Below are 20,122 nucleotides of genomic sequence, written 5' to 3'. Positions count from 1 at the left end.
GACCCGCTGAGCATGCGCGTCCACCTGGTCACGATGCCGTGGCACCCGCTCGACCTGCCCTCGCTGCAACTGGGCCTGCTCCGGGAGATCGTGCGGCGGGCCCGTCCCGGCGACGAGGTGAGCGAGTTCCACGGCTCGCTGCGCTGGGCGGAGTTCCTGCTGGAGCGCTCCGGCGGCCGGCTCCGGCCGGGCGACTACGTCGCGGTCGGCAGCGACGCCATCTTCCACGGCCTCGGCGACTGGGTCTTCTCCGGCGTCCTGTACGACGATCCCGGCTGGGGCGAGGCCCGGCTGAAGGAGTACGCGGCCGAGCGGGACGTCCCCCTCGACACGGCCCTCGCGATGCGCCCGTACGCGGCCGGCTTCATCGACGCCTGCGCCACCGAGATCCTGGCGGCCGGACCGGACGTGGTCGGGTTCACCAGCACCTTCATGCAGAACGTGCCGTCCCTCGCCCTCGCCCGCGAACTCAAGCGGAGGCGCCCCGAGGTGACGGTCGTCCTCGGCGGCAGCAACTGCGACGGCCCGATGGGTCACGCCCTGCACCGCAACCACCCCTTCGTCGACCACGTGGTCCGCGGCGAGGCCGAGTACGCCCTCCCCGCGCTCTTGCGCCACCTGGACGCCCGGACCGCCCCGGCGGACGTCCCCGGACTGTGCTGGTGGGACGGCACGGTGTCCCGGGCCAACACGGAAACCCGGCGGACCGTGGCCCCGGCCGACATACCCTCGCCCGACTACGACCAGTGGCAGGCCGCCCTGGACGCCTCCCCGGTCCAGGAGCACATCCATCCGAAGCTCGTCGTGGAGGGCGCCCGGGGCTGCTGGTGGGGCGAGAAGCACCACTGCACCTTCTGCGGGCTGAACGGCACGGCCATGGCCTTCCGCGCCAAGCCGGGGAAGCGGCTGTGGACGGAGGTCGACCGGCTGGTGCGCCGCCACCGCCTCCTCGACGTGGTCACCGTCGACAACATCATCGACATGGCCTACTTCCGTGACTTCCTGCCCCGCGTGAGTGAGAGCGGCTGGGACCTGCGGCTGCACTACGAGGTCAAGTCCAACCTCACCCCCGACCAGCTGGCACTCCTCGGCGCCTCCGGCACCGTGCACATCCAGCCCGGTATCGAGAGCCTGGGCAGCCGCGTCCTGGACCTCATGGACAAGGGCGTCACCGGCGCCCGTAACGTCCGGACCCTGCGCGAGTGCGAGAACCACGCCCTGACCTGCTCCTGGAACCTGCTGTACGGCTTCCCCGGCGAGAGCGCGGACGACTACACACCCGTCATCGACCAGCTGCCCGCGCTGGTCCACCTCCAGCCGCCGAGCGGCGCCCACCGCATCCAGCTGGAACGGTTCAGCCCGCACTTCACCGACCCCGGGCTCGGCTTCGGCGAGCGCCGCCCGGCCGCGATGTACCAGCACGTCTACGACCTGCCCGAGGCCGAACTCGCCGACCTGGTCTATCTGTTCGACACCGAGCCGGCCGGCATCGGCGGCCCGGTGGAGCGGCGGCTGAAGGAGGCGGTGGCCGCCTGGCGGGCCGGGCACGCGGACTCCCGGCTGCTGTTCGAGGAGGACGGCGCGGGGCTGCTGGTGCACGACCGCCGGTACGGCCGCCCGCCCGCCACCCACCGCTTCACCGGCTGGCGGGCCGCGGCCCTGCGCCGGCTGGAGGACGGCCGGACCGTTCCCGCGCTGCGCCGCCTGCTGACCACCGACGGCCACGCGGTGCCGGCGCGGGCCCTGGAGGCATGGGTCGACCACGCGTTCTCGCTGGGCCTGCTGTTCCGCGACGGCGCCACGTACGTCTCCCTGCCGACCTGGGGCGAGCCGGTCCGGCTGCCCGAGGGAGCCGGATGAGCGGGCCGACCGGGCTGTCCGGGCTGACCGGCACCGTTCCGCACCGGCGCGCCGGGCGCCGCGTCGAAGCCGCCGGGCCCCTGGATCTGAGCGGCACGGGCCGTGCGACGGCGGAGGCGGTGCGGTTCCTGCGCGAGTGCCAGGGCCTGGGCCTCGGTGTGAGCTGGCGGGCGACGGGCACACCGTCGTACGACCCCCGCCTGCTGCACCACCTCCCGCCGCCCACCGAACTGCCCGGCGGACCGGGCGTGTTGGCGTCCTGGCGGACCGGTCACGCCCACGGCACCCTCTACCACCGCCGCGGCCCGGACTTCGTCACCGTCCTGGACCGCAGGGAGCGGGGCACCGCCGTCCGCCTGACCCTGGACCACCCCGCGCTGCACGCCACGTTCCTCCGGCTGCTGGAGCCCACGCCCGTCGCCGAGCTGGACGCGACCGAGCGGGAGGCGCTGGGACTGCTCACGGCCGAGCGGCTGGTGCTCACCTGCGGTGGCTGGGCCGTGGCCCTGCCCCCGCGCATCCGGCAGTGGCCGGTGCCCTGCACCGCGATCTGAACACCTGTCCGACCCACCCGCCCGCGTGTCGGGATCGGAAGCGCATCGGAAGTGCGAAACCGGCGCCCGCCCGACGGATGTCGGGCAGAGTGACTGTCGTCATACCGACGGAACGAGCGAGGTCCCGGCCGTCTGCCGGGAGTTGCGAGGACCCATGAACCACACCTACGACCCGCCGAGCCTCTTACCCGCCGGCGGTAGGGAGCGGACGTACGCACTGCTCATCGGTGGTGTCCCCCTTCTGCTGATCCTGCTCATGGGCATCGTGCCCCACCTGGGCTCGGAGGACGGCGGCTACTCCGACAGCTACTCGGACGGCTACTCCGGCGGTTACGACCCGTCGTCCCCGGACACACCGGCGCCGGGCGTCGCCACGGCGTACGAGACGCCGACCGAGCTGTCCACCGACAGCGCCGACCCCACGGACACCGCTGCCGGCCCGGCCGGCACCGAGAGCCCCGAGGCGGCCGACAGCCCCTCCGGCACGGTGACGCGTTTCTTCGAGGCCATCAACGAACACGACTTCCAGACCGCCTGGGACCTGGGCGGCAAGAACCTCGACGCGTCCTACAGCTCCTTCGTGTCGGGCTTCGCCACCACCGAGCGGGACTACGTCACCATCCAGTCCGTCCAGGACGAGACGGTCTGGGTGGATCTCCTCGCCCGGCAGACCGACGGCACGCAGAAGTCGTACAGCGGCCGGTACACCGTGGTCGACGGTGTCATCACCGACGCCTCCATGAACCCCACCGGCTGAGCAGAGCGGAGCGAGAAGACAATGGCGAGCGACTTCCTCACCGTGCCCGCTCCGCCGCCGGAACCGGACCGGCCGGCCGGGGCCCGCCCGGCCGCGGACGCGACGAGCAACGCCACCCGGCTGCTGTGCGCGGGCACCTACCTCGACCCGGTCTACCGCGCCGGTGTCATCCGTGAGTTGCTGACCCACCGGTACCGGGTGGTGGCGCCGTCGTACGGGTACGACGCGGTGCCCGTGCTCGCGCACGCCCTGGCGGCGCGCCGGCTCCAGCGCATCCGGCTGGCCGTGTTCGCCGCGGGCGCCGCCCTCACGTTCGTCCTCCTGGTCACCGGCGCGCTCAGCGGGTTCACCGCGCTGCTGGCCGTGCTGTGGCTGCTGTGGGTCACCGCCTTCCTGCGGCGGGTCGTCACCCTCCAGACGCTGACGCGCCGGCTCGCCCCCGGGGCCGGCCGGGGGTTCGACGGTTCGTACCCCGAGCACCCGGAGCTGACCTCCCAACTGGTCGACAAGATCAAGCGGGAGCAGACCTCGGACGGCACGGTGGTCCGCTACGGCGGCTACAAGCCGTTCGTCGGCGCGGGCACGCCGGTGCGCCGCTGGTCCAACGCGGAACTGCTGATCGGCGCGCCGCTCGGGGTGTTCGACGGCCGGTCCGGCGCGGGCCCCTCCGCGGCACCCGGCGCCGCCGGCCAGGAGCCCAAGCGCAAGGAGGTCGTCCCCTTCACCGTCGAGGAGCTGACCGCCTACGTCGCCGACCGCATGACCGCCCGGCTGCGCGCCCAGGCCCGCCCGGCGCAGCGGATCGAGGGCCTCGCCGTCGAGCGCAGCACCTTCACCACGGCCGTCACGACGCTCCGGGGTGTGGCGGAGCCGACCCCCGAGCAGCTCGACGGCGACTGGCGGGACGTCCACGACACCGGACGCAACTACCTGTGCATCCGGGTGGGGTCCTGGGACCAGGAGCTGGTCACCACGGCGTTCGTGGGCTTCGACCTCAAGGGGAACACCCTGCACACCGAGTTCTACTCGTACGTGCTGGCGCCGATCCGGGCGAGCTTCCAGCTGGTGGACCGGCTCCCCGCCGCCCTGGACGAGCGGCTGCTGCTCAAGCTGGCCTGGCACACCCTGCGCGGCACGCCCCACTCCACGGTCCGGTCGGCCGCCGCCAAGGCGGCGGGGGCCCGGCTGCTCCCGCGGCTGCCGTGGACCAAGGAGCGGATCCGGGTGCCGCAGCCGGCCGACACCAGCGAGTTCGGCCTCGGCCGCTACGCGGACGCCCTGCTCAACCGCGGGGCGGTCACCAGCGTCCGGGAGATGGCGACCAGCCCCCACTTCCACGTCTTCTTCCAGGAGACCGACACCATCAAGTACACGCAGATCGTGGAGCGCCAGTTCCTCCACGTCGTCCGTGACTTCCTGTACGAGCACAACGTGGACCTCACGGAGCACGAGGCCCGCCAGACGAACATCCTCAACAACTACGGGCACAACAACAGCTTCGTGCACGGCGACAACAACACCACCAACTCGGGCACACAGAACTTCGGCGGCCCGAGCGGCGGTCAGGGGGCGGGATCCGCATGACGCACACCTCCACGGGCGGCAACAGCAGCGACTACGGGAGCCGGAACGACTTCGGGCGCCACAACAGCTTCGTCACGGGGAACAACAACACCACCAACTCGGGCACGCAGAACTACTACGGCGCCCCTCCCGCCGCCGCCCGCGACACCGGCCCGGACCAGGACGGCCCCGCCCCGGACCGCCGCCGCAACGTCTTCGTCGTCCACGGGCGGGACGAGGAGGTGCGCCTGCGGATGTTCGACCTGTTGCGCCTGCTCGATCTGCGTCCGCTGGAGTGGGAGGCCCTGGTCAACGCCACCGGCAAGACGGCGCCGTTCCTCGGCGAGGTCGTCGCCGGGGCCCCCGAGCTGGCCCAGGCGGCCCTCGTGCTGCTCACCCCGGACGACGTCGCCCAGCTCCACCCGGACCTGCGCGGCCGCAACGAACCGCCGTACGAGACCGAGCCCACCGGTCAGCCCCGGCCCAACGTGCTCATCGAGCTGGGCATGGTGCTGATGGCCTACCCGGAGCGCACCCTGATGGTGGAGGTCGGACAGCTGCGCCCGATCGCCGACATCGCCGGCCGGAACGTCATCCGGTTCGACGGCACGGAGACCGCCCTGCGCAAGATCGCCGAGCGGCTGAAGCTGGCGGGCTGCGCGGTCGACGACACCCGCTCCGACTGGCTCCAGACCTGGCCGTACCGCCATCTGCCGGCGTACGGCCGCACCGGGCGGGCGGCACCGCCGGCCCGCTGAGCCGCGGTACGGGCCCGGTGGTCGTCCACGGTCGGGGGACGGGCCCGTACCGCCCGGCGCCCGGCGTCAGACATGGCGCCGGGCGCCCGCCGCCAGGCCGGCCAGGAAGGCGCCGGTCTCCGGCAGGTCGATCCGCCCCAGCTCACCGGGGCGGACCAGCACGTGCAGTTCGCGGCAGACCGGCCGCTCCCAGGAGTGCACGACGAAGGACAGCAGGATCAGCCGCAGCAGGCTGTCCTCGTCCAGGTCGTGCAGCCGGGCCAGGCCCGCGCCGGTCAACGGCATGGTGAGGCGTTCGAGCTGGCCGTGCCGGTGGACGGCGTCCCACAGCCGGTCCAGGCCGAGCCACAGGTCCTGGACCTTGGAGGAGGCGACGCAGTCGTTGCCCATCCGGCTGTAGGCGACGGCGAAGACCAGGTCGGGCCGGGTGCCGAGGACGGCGACCGTGCCGACCGGGTACCGGGCGCGCTTGCCCCGCGGCTTGTCCCGCGCGCTCTCCCACGCCACCGGGGTCACCCCCGCGAGGGCGGCGGCCAGCTCCGCGTCCAGCCGCCGGGCGTCCCCGGCGTAGCGGCGCGCGAGCAACTGCCCTTGCACGCTTGCGTCGTTGATGACGACACCGTCGTCCACGACGGTGTCGAACGTGTCGGTGAACCCCACCACCAGCTGGCCGGGCTGCTCGAAGAGGTCGCCCTCCTCGACCACCACCGTCATCCCGGGACGGGTGAACTCCTGCCGTACGGCGGCCTGCGGACGCGCCCGGACGAGCCCCCAGGCCAGGCACAGGGCCACCGAGCCGGCCAGCACCAGTCCGGGCCGGGACACGGCGCGGGGGAAGAGCTGGCCGGCGAACTGCACGACGGCCGACACCCCGCCGAAGGCCGCCAGCACGCTGCCCGCGAACACCCGTCGTTCGCGCCACGACCGCAGCAGCCGCGGCCACCCGGGCCGTGGCGAAGGGCGGGGACCGGTCAACCGCATGCTTCCCTCCAGGCCACCTTGGTACGCTGACGGCACTGTCGACGGGACGTCACGCGGCGGAGGGGGCGAGGCGCGTGCAGACCCGTGCACCGTGCATACGGGTGAGCGTTCTGGGCCCCGTCCGGCTGGACGTGAACGGCGCCGCCGTACGCCTCACCCCGCTCACCGCCCGGCTGCTGCTCCGGCTGGTCGCCGCCGACGGCGAGGCCGTCACCGCGCGCCGGCTGTACGAGGACGTCTGGCAGCCGACCGTGGAACTGCCGCACCAGGACCTGCGCAACCGCAACGAGGTGCAGAAACGGATCCTGGAGCTGCGGCGCGCGTTCGACCGGGCCGGCCCCGGACACGGCGCCCGGATCGTGCGCACCGGCCGGCTGCCGACCGCGCGCGGCGCCGAGAGCACCTACCGGCTCGACCTCGCCGACGACGAGCTGGACAGCGCCGCCTTCACCCGCCTGGTGGGCGACGCGCTGCGCGCGGCACCGGCCTCCGCCGTCCGGCTGCTCACCGACGCCCTGCGGCTGTGGCGCGGCCGGCCGCTGACCGAGGTGCGGGACGAGGAGTTCGCGCGCGCCCCGGTCCGTCGGCTGACCCAGCTCAGGGAGACCGCGCTGCGGGAACTGATCGCCGGCCACACCGCGCTGGGCCGTTACGACCTCGCCCTGCCGGTGGCCGAGCAGACCGCCCGGGAACGCCCGGACGACCCGGAGGCCGCCGCCGCCCTCGCCCGTCTGAACGCCCGGCTGCGCGAGCGGCACGGCGACGAACTGCTGCGCCACACCCTGCGCGGGCTGCGGGTCGACGTCGTCGTGGTGCGCGGCGACCTGTTCGACCAGGAGGACGCCAACCTGGTCGTGGGGTTCTCCGACACCTTCGACACCTCCACCGACGACATCGTCATCAGCCGGGAGAGCGTGCAGGGGCAGCTCGTCGACCGTCTCTTCGAGGGCCGGCACCGGTTGCTGGACGACCAGCTGCGCCGCGGGCTCAGGGAGGTCACCCCGCTGGCCACCGAGAGCGTCCGGGCCAAGCCGCGCGGCCGGCGCACCCGCTACCCGATCGGCACGGCCGTGCCGGTCCCCGTGGGCAACCGCCGGGTCTTCGCCCTCGCCTACTCCCGGCTGGGCAACGACCTGCGCGCCCGGTCCGCCCCGGCCGACCTGCGGCTGAGCCTGGAGCGCCTGTGGCCGTCGGTCGCCCTGCACGGCCTGTTCAGACCGGTGGCGATACCGCTCATCGGCGCCGGCCTGTCCCGCATCGTCGAACTCGACCACACCCAGCTGCTGTCGCTGATCGTCGAGACCTTCACCGAGAGCCTGCGCCAGGACCCGGCCGTCTGCCCCGAGCTGCGGATCGTCGTCCGGGACGAGGAGCTGGGGCGGACCGACCTCTCGGCGGCCGAGGCGTTCCTGCGCGACGCGGACGAGCGGGGCCCGGTACTCCCGCCCGCCGGCACGGTCTGAGCTGTTCACGCCCCCAGCAAAGCTCCGCAGCCGCTTCCGCCGACAGTCACCGTCCGCTTCCGGAACGCTTCCGCCGGAGCGCCGGCCGCCGCCGGGCGCGGAAACCGGCGGGCGCGGAAACCGCCGAGCAGAGGGTGAAGCGGGGCCCCGGTGGTCAGGATGGAGGCATGGGATTCCATGTCGACTCCGAGGCCGGGCGGCTGCGCCGCGTCATCCTGCACCGGCCGGATCTGGAGCTCAAGAGGCTCACCCCCAGCAACAAGGACGCCCTGCTCTTCGACGACGTGCTCTGGGTGCGCCGGGCGCGCGCCGAGCACGACGGCTTCGCCGACGTCCTGCGCGACCGTGGGGTCGAGGTGCACCTCTTCGGGGACCTGCTCGCCGAGACCCTGGCGCTCCCCGAGGCCCGCGCGCTCGTCCTGGACCGGGTCTTCGACGAGAAGGAGTACGGCCCCCTCGCCACCGACCACCTGCGCGCCGCCTTCGACCGGATGACCCCGGGCGAGCTGGCCGAGGCCCTGGTCGGCGGCATGACCAAGCGGGAGTTCCTGGCGGAGCACGCGGAACCGGCCTCGGTCCGCTTCCACGTCATGGAACTGGACGACTTCCTGCTCCGCCCGCTGCCCAACCACCTCTTCACCCGCGACACCTCGGCGTGGATCTACGACGGCGTCTCCATCAACGCCATGCGCTGGCCCGCCCGGCAACGGGAGACCGTCCACTTCGAGGCGATCTACCGCCACCACCCGCTGTTCCGAGACGAAACGTTCCACGTGTGGTCCCGGGGGCAGGCCGACTACCCCTCCACCATCGAGGGCGGCGACGTGCTGGTGATCGGCAACGGCGCCGTGCTGATCGGCATGAGCGAGCGCACCACCCCGCAGGCCGTGGAGATGCTGGCGCACAAGCTGTTCGCGGCCGGTTCCGCGCGCACGATCGTCGCGCTCGACATGCCCAAGCGGCGCGCCTTCATGCACCTCGACACGGTGATGACCATGGTCGACGGCGACACCTTCACCCAGTACGCCGGCCTCGGCATGCTCCGGTCGTACACCATCGAACCGGGCGTCGGCGAACGCGAGCTGAAGGTCACCGACCATCCGCCGGAGCACATGCACCGCGCGATCGCCGCCGCGCTCGGCCTCGGGGAGATCCGGGTGCTGACCGCCACACAGGACGTGCACGCGGCCGAACGCGAGCAGTGGGACGACGGCTGCAACGTCCTCGCCGTCGAGCCCGGGGTCGTCGTCGCCTACGAACGCAACTCCACCACCAACACGCATCTGCGCAAGCAGGGCATCGAGGTGATCGAGATCCCGGGCAGCGAGCTGGGCAGGGGCCGGGGCGGCCCCCGGTGCATGAGCTGTCCGGTGGAGCGGGACCCCGTATGAGATCGCACAGCGAGGTGGACCGCATAGAAATGTGAAGGATCGTATAGACTTCCAGAGTCCCCTGTAGTCATACATCTGGAGCGCCCCCCATGGCGACAGTCCCGACCGCCCTCGCCGGCCGCCACTTCCTCAAGGAGCTCGACTTCACCGAGGAGGAGTTCCGCGGCCTGGTCGAGCTGGCCGCCGAGCTGAAGGCCGCCAAGAAGGCCGGGACCGAGACGCCGTACCTGCGGGGCAGGAACATCGCGCTGATCTTCGAGAAGACCTCGACGCGCACCCGCTGCGCGTTCGAGGTCGCCGCCGCCGACCAGGGCGCCCACACGACCTACCTCGACCCCTCGGGCTCGCAGATCGGGCACAAGGAGTCGGTCAAGGACACCGCGCGCGTGCTGGGCCGGATGTTCGACGGCATCGAGTACCGGGGCGACAGCCAGGCCAAGATCGAGGAGATGGCCGCGTACGCCGGCGTGCCCGTCTACAACGGCCTCACCGACGACTGGCACCCCACCCAGATGCTCGCCGACGTGCTCACCATGACCGAGCACAGCGCCAAGCCGCTGCGGAAGATCGCCTTCGCCTACCTCGGCGACGCCCGCTTCAACATGGGCAACTCCTACCTGGTCACCGGCGCCCTGCTCGGCATGGACGTACGGATCGTCGCCCCGAAGTCCTACTGGCCCGCCCCGGAGATCATCGAGCGCGCCCGCGCGCTCGCCGAGACCAGCGGTGCCCGCGTCACCCTCACCGAGGACATCGCCGAGGGCGTCCTGGGCGCGGACTTCGTCGCCACCGACGTCTGGGTCTCCATGGGGGAGCCCAAGGAGGTGTGGGACGAGCGGATCACGGCCCTCGCCCCCTACGCCGTGACCATGGACGTGCTCCACGCCACCGGCAACCCGGACGTGAAGTTCCTGCACTGCCTGCCGGCCTTCCACGACCTCGGCACCACCGTGGGGCAGCGGATCCACGAGACCCACGGCCTGGCGTCGCTGGAGGTGACGGACGAGGTCTTCGAGTCCGCCCACTCGATCGTCTTCGACGAGGCCGAGAACCGCCTGCACACCATCAAGGCCGTGCTGGTCGCAACCCTCGGCCGGGACATCCTTGCCTGACCCGCCTCACCAGGCCTTATCCTGACCGGCGGCCCGAGCCACCCCTTCTCGGAGCCGACGCCGCGCCCCTACGACGGGCGCCCGCACCACCAGAAACGAGCACCACCCGCATGCCCGCTCCCCGCATCAAGTCCCCGCACCTGCTCGTCGCCGAATCCGGAGCCGACCGCGAGGGACACGGCCTGAAGCGCACCATGGGCCTCTTCCAGCTCATCTGCTTCGGGGTCGGCGCCATCGTCGGCACCGGCATCTTCGTCGGTCTCTCCGACTCCGTCGCCCAGGCCGGTCCCGCCGTCGTCATCTCCTTCGTCCTCGCCGCGCTGACCTGCGTCTTCACCGCCTTCTCCTTCGCGGAGCTGGGCGGCGCCATCCCGGTCTCCGGCTCCTCGTACTCCTTCGCCTACGCGGGCCTCGGCGAGTCCACCGCCTTCCTGGTCGGCTGGTGCCTGCTGCTGGAGTACGGCATCTCCATCTCGGCCGTCGCGGTCGGCTGGAGCGAGTACGTCAACGAACTGCTGCACAGTCTCACCGGCCTCCAGCTTCCGGCCGCCCTGTCCGCCGGCCCCGGCGACGGCGGCCTCGTCAACCTCCCCGCCGTGCTCGTCATCGCCATGGCCTCCGTGCTGCTGGTGCGCGGGGTGCGGGAGAGCGCCCGGGCCACCGCGGCCATGGCCGCCGTGAAGCTCGCGATCCTCCTCGCCTTCTGCGCCATCGGCTACAGCGCCTTCAAGGACGGCAACCTCACCCCGTTCTCCCCGGCCGGCCTCGGCGGCATCGGCGCGGGCACCACCGCCGCGTTCTTCTCCTACATCGGCTTCGACGCGATCACCACCGCCGGCGAGGAGGCGAAGAACCCCCGCCGGGACATCCCGGTCGCGATCATGGTGTGCATGGGCCTGGTGACCCTGCTGTACTGCGCGGTCGCGCTCGCGGCGATCGGCGCCATCGGCGGCGACCGGGTCGCCGGGCACCCCGCCGCCCTCTCCTACGTCGTCAACGAGGTCACCGGCTCCACCGTCGGCGGCGGTGTCATCGCCTTCGGCGCGGTCGTCGCCATCGCCTCCGTGGTCCTCGCCGTGATGTACGGCCAGACCCGCATCCTGATGTCGATGTCCCGGGACGGCCTGATCCCGCGGGTCTTCGAGAAGGTCAGCCCGAAGACCTCCACACCGGTCGCCGGCACCCTGATCGTCGCGGTGGTCTTCGCGCTCCCGGCGGCCTTCGCCTCCCTGGACGCCGTGATGAACCTGTGCACCATCGGCACGCTCGCCATCATGGCCGTCGTCAACATCGTGGTGATCGCCCTGCGCCGGCGCGAACCGGGCCTCGCCCGCAGCTTCCGGGTGCCGCTGTACCCGGTGGCCCCGCTGCTCGGCGTCGCCTTCTGCCTGTACCTGATGTACGAGACGGGCTGGCGGACCTGGCTCCAGTTCGCCGTGTTCCTCGCGGTGGGCCTGCTGGTCTACGGCGTCTACGGCCGCCGGCACTCCACGCTGGCGCGGCCGGCCGCCGAGGTCACGCCGGCCGGCGCTGAGCGGGAATCACAGGCAGTCTGAACCACACCGCCTTGCCCGACGGGGTGGGGCGGTGCCCGCAGGACGAGCTGAGGGCGCGGATCAGCAGCAGCCCGCGCCCGCCCTCCTGCCAGACGTCGGGCTCCTCGATCACGGGCTGGGTCAGGTGCCCGGGCGGCGCCGGGTCCGGGTCGTGCACCTCGACCTGGCAACCGGTCGGCGCCAGCTCCACCACCAGCTCTATCGGGCCGCGCCCGGCGGTGTGCTCCACCGCGTTGGCCACCAGCTCGGCCGTGAGCAGTTCCGCCGTGTCGCAGTCGGCCACGTGCTCCACCTCGGTGAGGGCCGTGCGCACCAGGGCACGCGCCACGGGCACCGCCGCTGCGGTGTGCGGCAGCGCGATGCGCCAGGAGGCCGATTCGGCGGGGCGTTCGTGCAAGGCGAGTCCGTTCATGGAGCAGGCTGTCCTGCTTTCGACTGTACGAATGGTACGGGCCCGGCCATCCAAGGCCGTCGCCGGGCTTCGTCCGGGACCCCCTCGGGCCCCGGCACCAGGCGGCCTACCCAGGTGAACGGCCCGCCTCGCCCGCGCGTCCGCACTGTTACGGCGCTGTCGACAACCGGTGACCGATGCGATGGGATCCGGCCATCCGCGGCAGGCGTGTCGGCGGGCAGGCGGCGCCGATGTCGCGCCCTGGTGACGACAGTCACAAACAGGTGATAACTTCATGGGGTAGAGCAACGTACGGCACCGCCGCGCTAGGAGGCCGCACGTCATGAGTCCCTTCACCGGCTCCGCCCCCCGCACCGCCGACTGGGCCCACCTGCGGGTCGGGATCGCCGACGGGGTGGCCACCGTCACCCTCGCCCGCCCCGACAAACTCAACGCGCTCACCTTCGGCGCCTACGCCGACCTGCGCGACCTGCTCGCCGAGCTGTCCCGGGAGCGCTCGGTGCGCGCCCTCGTCCTGGCCGGCGAGGGCCGCGGCTTCTGCTCCGGCGGCGACGTGGACGAGATCATCGGCGCCACGCTGGCCATGGACACGGCCCAGCTGCTCGACTTCAACCGGATGACCGGCCAGGTCGTCCGGGCGATCCGCGAATGCCCGTTCCCGGTGATCGCGGCGGTGCACGGCGTGGCGGCCGGCGCGGGCGCGGTCCTCGCCCTGGCGGCCGACTTCCGGATCGCGGACCCCTCGGCCCGCTTCGCCTTCCTCTTCACCCGGGTCGGCCTGTCCGGCGGCGACATGGGCGCGGCCTACCTGCTGCCCCGGGTCGTCGGCCTCGGCCACGCCACCCGCCTGCTGATGCTGGGCGAGCCGGTGCGGGCCCCCGAGGCCGAGCGCATCGGCCTGATCAGCGAGCTGGCGGAGGAGGGCCGGGCGGACGAGACGGCCGCCGGGCTGGCCCGCCGCCTCGCCGACGGCCCGGCCCTCGCCCACGCCCAGACCAAGGCGCTGCTCACGGCCGAGCTCGACATGCCCCTGGCGGCGGCGGTGGAACTGGACGCCTCGACCCAGGCCCTGCTGATGAACGGCGAGGACTACGCGGAGTTCCACGCGGCCTTCACGGAGAAGCGCCCGCCGAAGTGGCGGGGGAGGTGAGGTCCGGTGCGCGTGGCGATCATCGGCGGAGGCCCCGGTGGCCTCTACGCCGCCGCCCTGCTGAAACGCCTCGACCCCGCCCGCCACGTCACCGTCTGGGAACGCAACGCCCCCGATGAGACCTTCGGCTTCGGCGTGGTCCTCTCCGACGAGACCCTCGGCGGCATCGAACACGCCGACCCCGTCGTCTACGAAGCCCTGCGGCGCGACTTCGTGCGCTGGGACGACATCGACATCGTGCGCCGCGGCATACGGCACCGCTCCGGCGGCCACGGATTCGCCGCGCTCGGCCGGCACCGGCTGCTGGAGATCCTGCACACCCGCTGCCGCTCCCTGGGCGTGGAACTGCGGTTCTCCACCGAGGCGCCGCCCGTCGACCGGCTCTCGGAGGACCACGACCTCGTCATCGCCGCCGACGGTGTCCACAGCACCACCCGCGAGACCTACTCGACCGTGTTCCGCCCCCAGGTGACCGAACACCGCTGCCGCTACATCTGGCTCGCCGCCGACTTCCCCTTCGACGCCTTCCGCTTCGAGATCGCCGAGACCGAACACGGCGTGATGCAACTGCACGGCTACCCCTACGCGGCGGATTCGTCCACCGTCATCATCGAGATGCGCGAGGAGGTCTGGCGGGCGGCGGGATACGACGCACTCACCCCCCAGGAGTCCGTCGAACGCTGCGCCAAGGTCTTCGCCGACGCGCTCGGCGGACGCCCCCTGCGCTCCAACAAGTCCGCCTGGACCACCTTCCGTACCGTGGTCAACGACCGCTGGTCGCACGGCAACGTCGTCCTCCTCGGCGACGCCGCCCACACCGCCCACTTCTCCATCGGCTCCGGCACCAAGCTCGCCGTCGAGGACGCCCTCGCCCTGGCCGCCTGCCTGACGGAACAGCCGGACGTGCCCGGCGCGCTGGCGGCCTACGAGGAGGAGCGCAAGCCGGTCGTCGCCTCCACCCAGCGGGCCGCCCGGGCCAGCCTGGAGTGGTTCGAGAACCTGCGGCTGTACCTGGGCCAGCCGCCCCGCCAGTTCGCCTTCAACCTGCTCACCCGCAGCCGCCGGGTCACCCACGACAACCTCCGGCTGCGCGACGCCCGCTTCACCGCGGCCGTGGAGCGCGAGTTCGGCTGCCCGCCCGGCACGCCCCCGATGTTCACGCCGTTCCGGCTGCGCGGCCTGACCCTGCGCAACCGGGTCGTCGTCTCACCGATGGACATGTACTCCGCCACCGACGGGGTCCCCGGCGACTTCCACCTCGTCCACCTGGGCGCACGGGCCCTCGGCGGGGCCGGCCTCGTGATGACCGAGATGGCGTGCGTCAGCGAGGAGGGCCGGATCACCCCCGGCTGCGCCGGCCTCTACGCCGGGCGGCAGGCCGAGGCGTGGCGGCGCGTCACCGACTTCGTGCACCGCCAGGCCCCGGGCGCCGCGATCGGCGTACAGCTCGGGCACTCCGGCCGCAAGGGCTCCACGAAGCTGATGTGGGAGGGCATCGACGAGCCGCTGCCCAGCGGCAACTGGCCCGTCCTCGCCCCCTCCCCGCTGCCGTACAAGCCGGGCAGCCAGATCCCGCGCCAACTCTCCCGCGCCCAGCTCACCGACATCCGCGAGCAGTTCGCGGCAGCCGCCTGGCGGGCCGCCCGGGCCGGCTTCGACCTGCTCGAACTGCACTGCGCCCACGGCTATCTGCTCTCCGGCTTCCTCTCCCCGCTCACCAACCACCGCACCGACGCCTACGGCGGCTCCCTGGACAAGCGGCTGCGGTTCCCGCTGGAGGTCTTCGACGCCGTCCGCGCGGTGTGGCCGGCCGAGCGGCCGATGACCGTCCGGATCTCGGCGACCGACTGGGCGGACGGCGGCACGACCGCCGAGGACGCCGTCGAGATCGCCCGCGCCTTCGCCGTGCACGGCGCCGACGCCATCGACGTCTCGACCGGGCAGGTGGTGGCCGAGGAGCGGCCGGAGTTCGGGCGGTCGTACCAGACCCCGTTCGCCGACCGGATCCGGCAGGAGGTCCGCGTCCCGGTGATCGCGGTCGGCGCGATCTCCTCGTGGGACGACGTCAACTCGCTGATCCTGGCGGGCCGCGTCGACCTGTGCGCGCTGGCCCGGCCGCACCTGTACGACCCGCACTGGACCCTGCACGCGGCGGCCGAACAGGGCTACGAGGGACCCGGCGCTCTCTGGCCCGCCCCCTACCGCGCGGGCAGCCGGCGCCCGCGCACCGGCCGCACGGACGCCCCACGCCCCCGGCTCTCCCTCAGCCTCGACCGCTAGGCACGCAGCGGGGTCACAGCCCCGCGAACTCCGCGCCCGCGTCGCGCAGCCGTTCGTGCAGGCGGCGGAAGACCTGGGCCGAGCGGACGCCCGGCCAGTTCGCCGGGAGGAGGTGGGTGGGCAGGCCCGGGTCGGTGTAGGGGAGGTGGCGCCAGGAGTCGAGGGCGAGGAGGTAGTCGTGGTACGCCTCCTGGGGCGGGGTGTCCGGCCGCCGTTCCCAGGTCTGGAGCACGGGCGCGTGCGCGTCCAGGAAACGTTCGTGCTCCTTGGCGATCGCGGCCAGGTCCCACCAGCGGCCCACCGCCTCGGCCGTGGCCGCGAAGCCCAGGTGTTCGCCGCGGAAGAAGTCCACGTACGCGTCCAGGCGCAGCCGCCGCAGGGTGTGTTCCGTCTCCTCGTACAGCCGGGCCGGGGCGATCCACACCCCCGGGGCCGCGGTGCCGAAGCCCAGGCCGGCCAGCCGGGAGCGCAGCACGTGCCGCTTCTGCCGCTCCGACTCCGGGACCGAGAACACCGCGAGCACCCAGCCCTCGTCCGCGACGGGCGCGCCGGCGTAGATGCGCCGGTCGCCGTCCTCCAGCAACTGCCGTGCCTCGGCGGAGAGTCCGTATCCCGCGGCGCCGGACTCGGTGCGGGCCGGCGACAGCAGACCCCGCCGTTTGAGCCGGGACACCGAGGACCGTACGGAGGGAGCGTCCACGCCGACCGCGGCCAGGAGCCGGATCAGCTCGGCGACGGGCACCGGGCCGGGCATGTAGCGGCCGTACGCCCCGTAGAGCGTGACGATGAGGGACCTGGGGGCGTGCTGCTCGGACACGTTGATCATTTTAGGTCGTCGTCATCACTGCTGGTCACCCGCGGTGCGCAGCCGGAACCGCTGCAACTTGCCGGTGGCCGTGCGGGGCAGCGCGTCGAGGAAGACGAACTCGCGCGGGCACTTGTAGGGCGCCAGCTGGGAGGTGAGGAACGCGCGCAGCGCCGCCGCGTCGCGCGGGGCCCCGGCGCGCAGCACCGTGTAGGCGATCGCGACCTGGCCGCGGGCCTCGTCGGGTCGGCCGACGACCGCCGTCTCGGTCACGTCCGGATGGCGCAGCAGTGCCTCCTCCACCTCCGGGCCCGCGATGTTGTACCCGGCGGAGATGATCATGTCGTCGGCGCGGGCCACGTAGCGGAAGTAGCCGTCGGCGTCGCGGACGTAGGTGTCGCCGGTGATGTTCCAGCCGCCTCGGACGTAGTCCCGCTGCCGGGGATCGGCGAGGTAACGGCAGCCGACCGGGCCGCGTACGGCCAGCAGGCCGGGCTCGCCGTCGGGTACCGGCCTGCCGTCGGCGTCCTGGACGCGCGCCTGCCATCCCGGCACCGGCAGGCCCGTGGTCCCGGGCCGGATCCGCTCGTCGGCGGCGGAGACGAAGATGTGCAGCAGTTCCGTGGCGCCGATGCCGTTGATGACGCGCAGGCCCGTGCGCTCGTGCCAGGCCCGCCAGGTGGCCGTCGGCAGGTTCTCGCCGGCCGACACACAGCGCCGCAGGGACGAGACGTCGTACGTGTCCAGCTCCTCCAGCATGGTGCGGTAGGCGGTCGGCGCGGTGAAGAGGACGGAGACGCGGTGCTCGGCTATCGCGGGGAGCAGTTGCCGGGGACCCGCCTGTTCCAGGAGCAGGGCGCTGGCGCCGGCCCGCAGCGGGAAGACCACCAGCCCGCCGAGGCCGAAGGTGAAGCCCAGCGGGGGACTGCCGGTGAAGACGTCGTCCCCCCGGGGGCGCACCACGTGCCGTGAGAACGTGTCGGCTATCGCCAGCACATCCCGGTGGAAGTGCATGCACCCTTTCGGGCGACCCGTCGTGCCCGAGGTGAACGCGATCAGGGCGACATCGTCGGAGGCGGTGTCGACCGCCGGGTAGGGGGCGGCGGGGGCCGGCCGGCGCAGCAGGTCGTCGGGGGTGTCACCGCCGTACGTCGTGATCCGCAGCCCGGGTACCGCGGCCTTCGCCAGGTCGTCCACCACGCGGATGTCGCACAGCGCGTGCCCGACCCGGGCGATCTCGCACAGGGTCGCCAGCTCGTACGGGCGCTGCTGGGCCAGCACGGTGACCGCGACCGCGCCCGCCTTCAGCACGGCCAGCCAGCAGGCGGCGAGCCAGGGCGTGGTCGGGCCGCGCAGCAGCACCCGGTTGCCCGGGACCACGCCCAGGGTGCCGGTGAGCACGTGCGCGATGCGGTCGACCCGCGCGCGCAGCTCCCCGTAGGTCCAGGTGGGGCCGTCCGGGGTGTGGAACACCGGGCGGGCCGGGTCGGCGTGGTCCAGGAGTTCGGCGGCGCAGTTGAGCCGGTCGGGGTACCGCAGCTCCGGCAGGTCGAACCGCAGCTCGGGCCATTCGTGCGGCGGGGGCAGATGGTCGCGCGCGAAGGTGTCGACGTGGGCCGAGCGATGCATGGCGGTCCGCCCCCTTGCCGTGACAGAGGTCCGCGACATCCGGGACGGATGTCCGAACGGGCTTCCTGGTGGGCTCGCGCTCCCCCGGAGGGGGGACCCCCAGCGTATCGTGTTGGTGACGGCAGTCAACTGTGCGCGATAACGTCACGAGGTGGGTAGGGAAGGGCGTGGGGACGGCCACGGGCCCGCCCCGGAGGGAGGACCGGCTGTGTCCGTATTCTCACTCGGACCGGAGCAGACCGCCTGGTGCGCCGAGCTGCGCGAGCTGGCCGCCGGACGGCTGCGCCCGGTCGCCGTTCGAGGGGAACCCGGCCGCGTCAACCGGCCGCTCCTCGCCGAACTCGGCCGGCTCGGCCTGCTCGCGCGACTGTTCGACTCCGGTGCGCTGGACCTGTGCCTGATGCGGGAGTCCCTGGCCCGGTCCTGCACCGAGGCCGAGACCGCCCTCGCCCTCCAGGGGCTCGGCGCCCACCCGGTGCACGCCCACGGCACCCCCGCCCAGCGGGAGCGCTGGCTGCCGCGGGTCGCCGACGGCAGCGCGGTCGCCGCCTTCGCGCTCAGCGAGCCCGGCGCCGGCTCGGACGCGGCGGCGCTCACCCTCGCTGCCGAGCCGGACGGCGACGGCTGGCGGCTCACCGGCGCCAAGTGCTGGATCTCCAACGCCCCCGAGGCCGACTTCTACACCGTCTTCGCCCGCACCACGCCCGGCGCCGGCGCCCGTGGGGTGAGCGCCTTCCTCGTCCCCGCCGACCGGCCCGGACTCACCGGCGACCCGCTGGAGATGATCTCGCCGCACCCCATCGGCGCCCTCGACTTCGACGCCGTGCCCGTCACCGCCGCCGATCTGCTCGGCGAGCCCGACCGCGGCTTCGCCGTCGCCATGGGCACCCTCAACCTCTTCCGCCCCAGCGTCGGCGCCTTCGCGGTCGGCATGGCCCAGGCCGCGCTGGACGCCACCGTGGACCACACCAGCCGGCGCGAGGCCTTCCACGGCAGGCTGATGGACCTTCAGGCCGTGTCCCACCAGGTCGCCGAGATGGCCCTGCGCACCGAGGCGGCCCGGCTCATGGTGTACGCGGCGGCGGCGGCGTACGACGCCGGGGCCGCCGACGTGCCCCGGCGCGCCGCGATGGCCAAGCTGCTCGCCACCGAGACCGCGCAGTACGTCGTCGACACCGCCGTCCAACTGCACGGCGCCCGCGCCCTGCGCCGTGGCCACCTCCTCGAACACCTCTACCGCGAGGTGCGCGCGCCCCGCATCTACGAGGGCGCCAGCGAGGTCCAACGCGGCATCATCGCCAAGGAGTTGTACACCACGGCACAGAAGGAGGCACGGTGACGACCGAACGCGTCAACCCGCCCGGGCTGTCCCCGCCCACGGGCTTCTCGCACGCCGTCGTCGCGGCCGGCTCCCGCGTGGTGTTCCTCGCCGGGCAGACCGCGCTGGACGCCGACGGCAAGATCACCGGTGACACGCTGCCCGAGCAGTTCGCGAAGGCCCTCGGCAACCTCCTCACCGCCCTGCGCGCGGCCGGCGGCACCCCCGCCGACCTCGCCCGGGTCACCGTCTACGCCACGGACGTCGCCGCGTACCGCGCCCACGCACGGCAACTCGGCCGGATCTGGCGGGAGTCGGCGGGCCGCGACTACCCGGCGATGGCCGTCGTGGAGGTCGTACGGCTGTGGGACGAGCGGGCGCTGGTGGAGCTGGACGGGTTCGCCGTACTGCCGTAGTCGCCCGGCGCCCTCCGGCGGCGACCCGCGTGACCTGGCCCGTTCGGTTTCATGACGCGCCACCGATGGGGTGACGGTCAGGTCCGCCGGTCCGGCCGCCCGGTACCAGTGGAAGCC

At 73.1% G+C, this 20,122-nt stretch carries 17 protein-coding genes; 13 read left to right on the top strand and 4 right to left on the bottom strand.

The window, feature by feature from the left end; all coding sequences use genetic code 11:
* Positions 1–12 precede the first annotated feature (12 nt).
* The 5 genes from IE273_RS05545 (at position 13) to IE273_RS05525 (ending at position 5,492) form a co-directional block, all read left to right on the top strand.
* Positions 13–1,860, top strand: coding sequence for a RiPP maturation radical SAM C-methyltransferase (locus tag IE273_RS05545; protein WP_189814003.1), 1,848 nt, complete (start codon positions 13–15; stop codon positions 1,858–1,860).
* Complete coding sequence (locus IE273_RS05540; protein WP_189814002.1) at positions 1,857–2,414, top strand: DUF5825 family protein; 558 nt, start codon at positions 1,857–1,859, stop codon at positions 2,412–2,414. Before IE273_RS05545 ends, IE273_RS05540 begins: the two co-directional genes overlap by 4 nt.
* A gap of 154 nt (positions 2,415–2,568) precedes the next feature.
* Positions 2,569–3,171 carry a hypothetical protein gene (locus IE273_RS05535; protein WP_189814001.1) on the top strand — a complete coding sequence of 201 codons (603 nt, stop codon included), beginning with the start codon at positions 2,569–2,571 and terminating at the stop codon, positions 3,169–3,171.
* Between the two features lie 21 nt (positions 3,172–3,192).
* Complete coding sequence (locus IE273_RS05530; protein ID WP_189814000.1) at positions 3,193–4,755, top strand: AbeC-like domain-containing protein; 1,563 nt, start codon at positions 3,193–3,195, stop codon at positions 4,753–4,755.
* Positions 4,752–5,492, top strand: coding sequence for a TIR domain-containing protein (locus IE273_RS05525; RefSeq protein ID WP_189813999.1), 741 nt, complete (start codon positions 4,752–4,754; stop codon positions 5,490–5,492). The genes IE273_RS05530 and IE273_RS05525 overlap by 4 nt, the downstream gene beginning before the upstream one ends.
* A gap of 66 nt (positions 5,493–5,558) precedes the next feature.
* Here IE273_RS05525 and IE273_RS05520 read toward each other — a convergent pair whose 3' ends face one another.
* The gene (locus tag IE273_RS05520) at positions 5,559–6,473 is read right to left on the bottom strand and encodes a macro domain-containing protein (protein WP_229887093.1); all 915 of its coding nucleotides are present in this window, start codon (positions 6,471–6,473) and stop codon (positions 5,559–5,561) included.
* 101 nt (positions 6,474–6,574) lie between these two features.
* Between IE273_RS05520 and IE273_RS05515 the strand changes: the two genes are divergently transcribed.
* The 4 genes from IE273_RS05515 (at position 6,575) to IE273_RS05500 (ending at position 11,995) form a co-directional block, all read left to right on the top strand.
* Complete coding sequence (locus IE273_RS05515; protein WP_229887092.1) at positions 6,575–7,936, top strand: AfsR/SARP family transcriptional regulator; 1,362 nt, start codon at positions 6,575–6,577, stop codon at positions 7,934–7,936.
* Between the two features lie 167 nt (positions 7,937–8,103).
* On the top strand, positions 8,104–9,327 hold the full coding sequence (locus IE273_RS05510; protein WP_189813998.1) for an arginine deiminase: 1,224 nt from the start codon (positions 8,104–8,106) through the stop codon (positions 9,325–9,327).
* An 89-nt stretch (positions 9,328–9,416) separates the two neighbouring features.
* Positions 9,417–10,439, top strand: a complete 1,023-nt coding sequence (argF, locus tag IE273_RS05505) for an ornithine carbamoyltransferase (RefSeq protein ID WP_189813997.1) — start codon at positions 9,417–9,419, stop codon at positions 10,437–10,439.
* Positions 10,440–10,549: 110 nt separating this feature from the next.
* Positions 10,550–11,995, top strand: coding sequence for an amino acid permease (locus IE273_RS05500; protein ID WP_189813996.1), 1,446 nt, complete (start codon positions 10,550–10,552; stop codon positions 11,993–11,995).
* Here the strand turns inward: IE273_RS05500 and IE273_RS05495 are convergent.
* Entirely contained in the window at positions 11,955–12,407 is a 453-nt protein-coding gene (locus IE273_RS05495; protein ID WP_189813995.1) for an ATP-binding protein, read from the bottom strand. The two genes, IE273_RS05500 and IE273_RS05495, sit on opposite strands and share 41 nt — an antisense overlap.
* A gap of 322 nt (positions 12,408–12,729) precedes the next feature.
* On the opposite strand from IE273_RS05495, the gene IE273_RS05490 reads away from it, so the two are divergent.
* Together IE273_RS05490 and IE273_RS05485 are read left to right on the top strand one after the other, a co-directional pair.
* Complete coding sequence (locus IE273_RS05490; RefSeq protein WP_189813994.1) at positions 12,730–13,557, top strand: enoyl-CoA hydratase family protein; 828 nt, start codon at positions 12,730–12,732, stop codon at positions 13,555–13,557.
* A 6-nt stretch (positions 13,558–13,563) separates the two neighbouring features.
* Positions 13,564–15,837, top strand: coding sequence for a bifunctional salicylyl-CoA 5-hydroxylase/oxidoreductase (locus IE273_RS05485; protein WP_189813993.1), 2,274 nt, complete (start codon positions 13,564–13,566; stop codon positions 15,835–15,837).
* Between the two features lie 13 nt (positions 15,838–15,850).
* Here the strand turns inward: IE273_RS05485 and IE273_RS05480 are convergent, their stop codons facing one another.
* The gene (locus IE273_RS05480; RefSeq protein WP_189813992.1) at positions 15,851–16,663 is read right to left on the bottom strand and encodes a PaaX family transcriptional regulator; all 813 of its coding nucleotides are present in this window, start codon (positions 16,661–16,663) and stop codon (positions 15,851–15,853) included.
* Positions 16,664–16,678: 15 nt separating this feature from the next.
* Positions 16,679–18,271, bottom strand: a complete 1,593-nt coding sequence (locus IE273_RS05475) for an AMP-binding protein (RefSeq protein ID WP_189813991.1) — start codon at positions 18,269–18,271, stop codon at positions 16,679–16,681.
* A gap of 208 nt (positions 18,272–18,479) precedes the next feature.
* On the opposite strand from IE273_RS05475, the gene IE273_RS05470 reads away from it, so the two are divergent.
* Positions 18,480–19,610, top strand: coding sequence for an acyl-CoA dehydrogenase family protein (locus IE273_RS05470; protein ID WP_189813990.1), 1,131 nt, complete (start codon positions 18,480–18,482; stop codon positions 19,608–19,610).
* Complete coding sequence (locus IE273_RS05465) at positions 19,607–20,005, top strand: RidA family protein (protein ID WP_189813989.1); 399 nt, start codon at positions 19,607–19,609, stop codon at positions 20,003–20,005. The genes IE273_RS05470 and IE273_RS05465 overlap by 4 nt, the downstream gene beginning before the upstream one ends.
* Positions 20,006–20,122: the final 117 nt, after the last annotated feature.

Origin of the sequence: Streptomyces olivaceoviridis, assembly GCF_014650115.1 — a bacterium.
Taxonomy (GTDB): Bacteria; Actinomycetota; Actinomycetes; order Streptomycetales; family Streptomycetaceae; genus Streptomyces; species Streptomyces olivaceoviridis.
This window is presented reverse-complemented; position numbering and strand designations above follow the sequence as displayed.

Bases quoted from the DNA above. Each gene is read 5' to 3' on its own strand.
- IE273_RS05545 (WP_189814003.1), top strand. From the start codon at position 13: ATGCGCGTCCACCTGGTCACGATGCCGTGGCACCCGCTCGACCTGCCC.
- IE273_RS05540 (WP_189814002.1), top strand. From the start codon at position 1,857: ATGAGCGGGCCGACCGGGCTGTCCGGGCTGACCGGCACCGTTCCGCAC.
- IE273_RS05535 (WP_189814001.1), top strand. From the start codon at position 2,569: ATGAACCACACCTACGACCCGCCGAGCCTCTTACCCGCCGGCGGTAGG.
- IE273_RS05530 (WP_189814000.1), top strand. From the start codon at position 3,193: ATGGCGAGCGACTTCCTCACCGTGCCCGCTCCGCCGCCGGAACCGGAC.
- IE273_RS05525 (WP_189813999.1), top strand. From the start codon at position 4,752: ATGACGCACACCTCCACGGGCGGCAACAGCAGCGACTACGGGAGCCGG.
- IE273_RS05520 (WP_229887093.1), bottom strand. From the start codon at position 6,473: ATGCGGTTGACCGGTCCCCGCCCTTCGCCACGGCCCGGGTGGCCGCGG.
- IE273_RS05510 (WP_189813998.1), top strand. From the start codon at position 8,104: ATGGGATTCCATGTCGACTCCGAGGCCGGGCGGCTGCGCCGCGTCATC.
- argF (WP_189813997.1), top strand. From the start codon at position 9,417: ATGGCGACAGTCCCGACCGCCCTCGCCGGCCGCCACTTCCTCAAGGAG.
- IE273_RS05500 (WP_189813996.1), top strand. From the start codon at position 10,550: ATGCCCGCTCCCCGCATCAAGTCCCCGCACCTGCTCGTCGCCGAATCC.
- IE273_RS05495 (WP_189813995.1), bottom strand. From the start codon at position 12,407: ATGAACGGACTCGCCTTGCACGAACGCCCCGCCGAATCGGCCTCCTGG.
- IE273_RS05490 (WP_189813994.1), top strand. From the start codon at position 12,730: ATGAGTCCCTTCACCGGCTCCGCCCCCCGCACCGCCGACTGGGCCCAC.
- IE273_RS05480 (WP_189813992.1), bottom strand. From the start codon at position 16,663: ATGATCAACGTGTCCGAGCAGCACGCCCCCAGGTCCCTCATCGTCACG.
- IE273_RS05475 (WP_189813991.1), bottom strand. From the start codon at position 18,271: ATGCATCGCTCGGCCCACGTCGACACCTTCGCGCGCGACCATCTGCCC.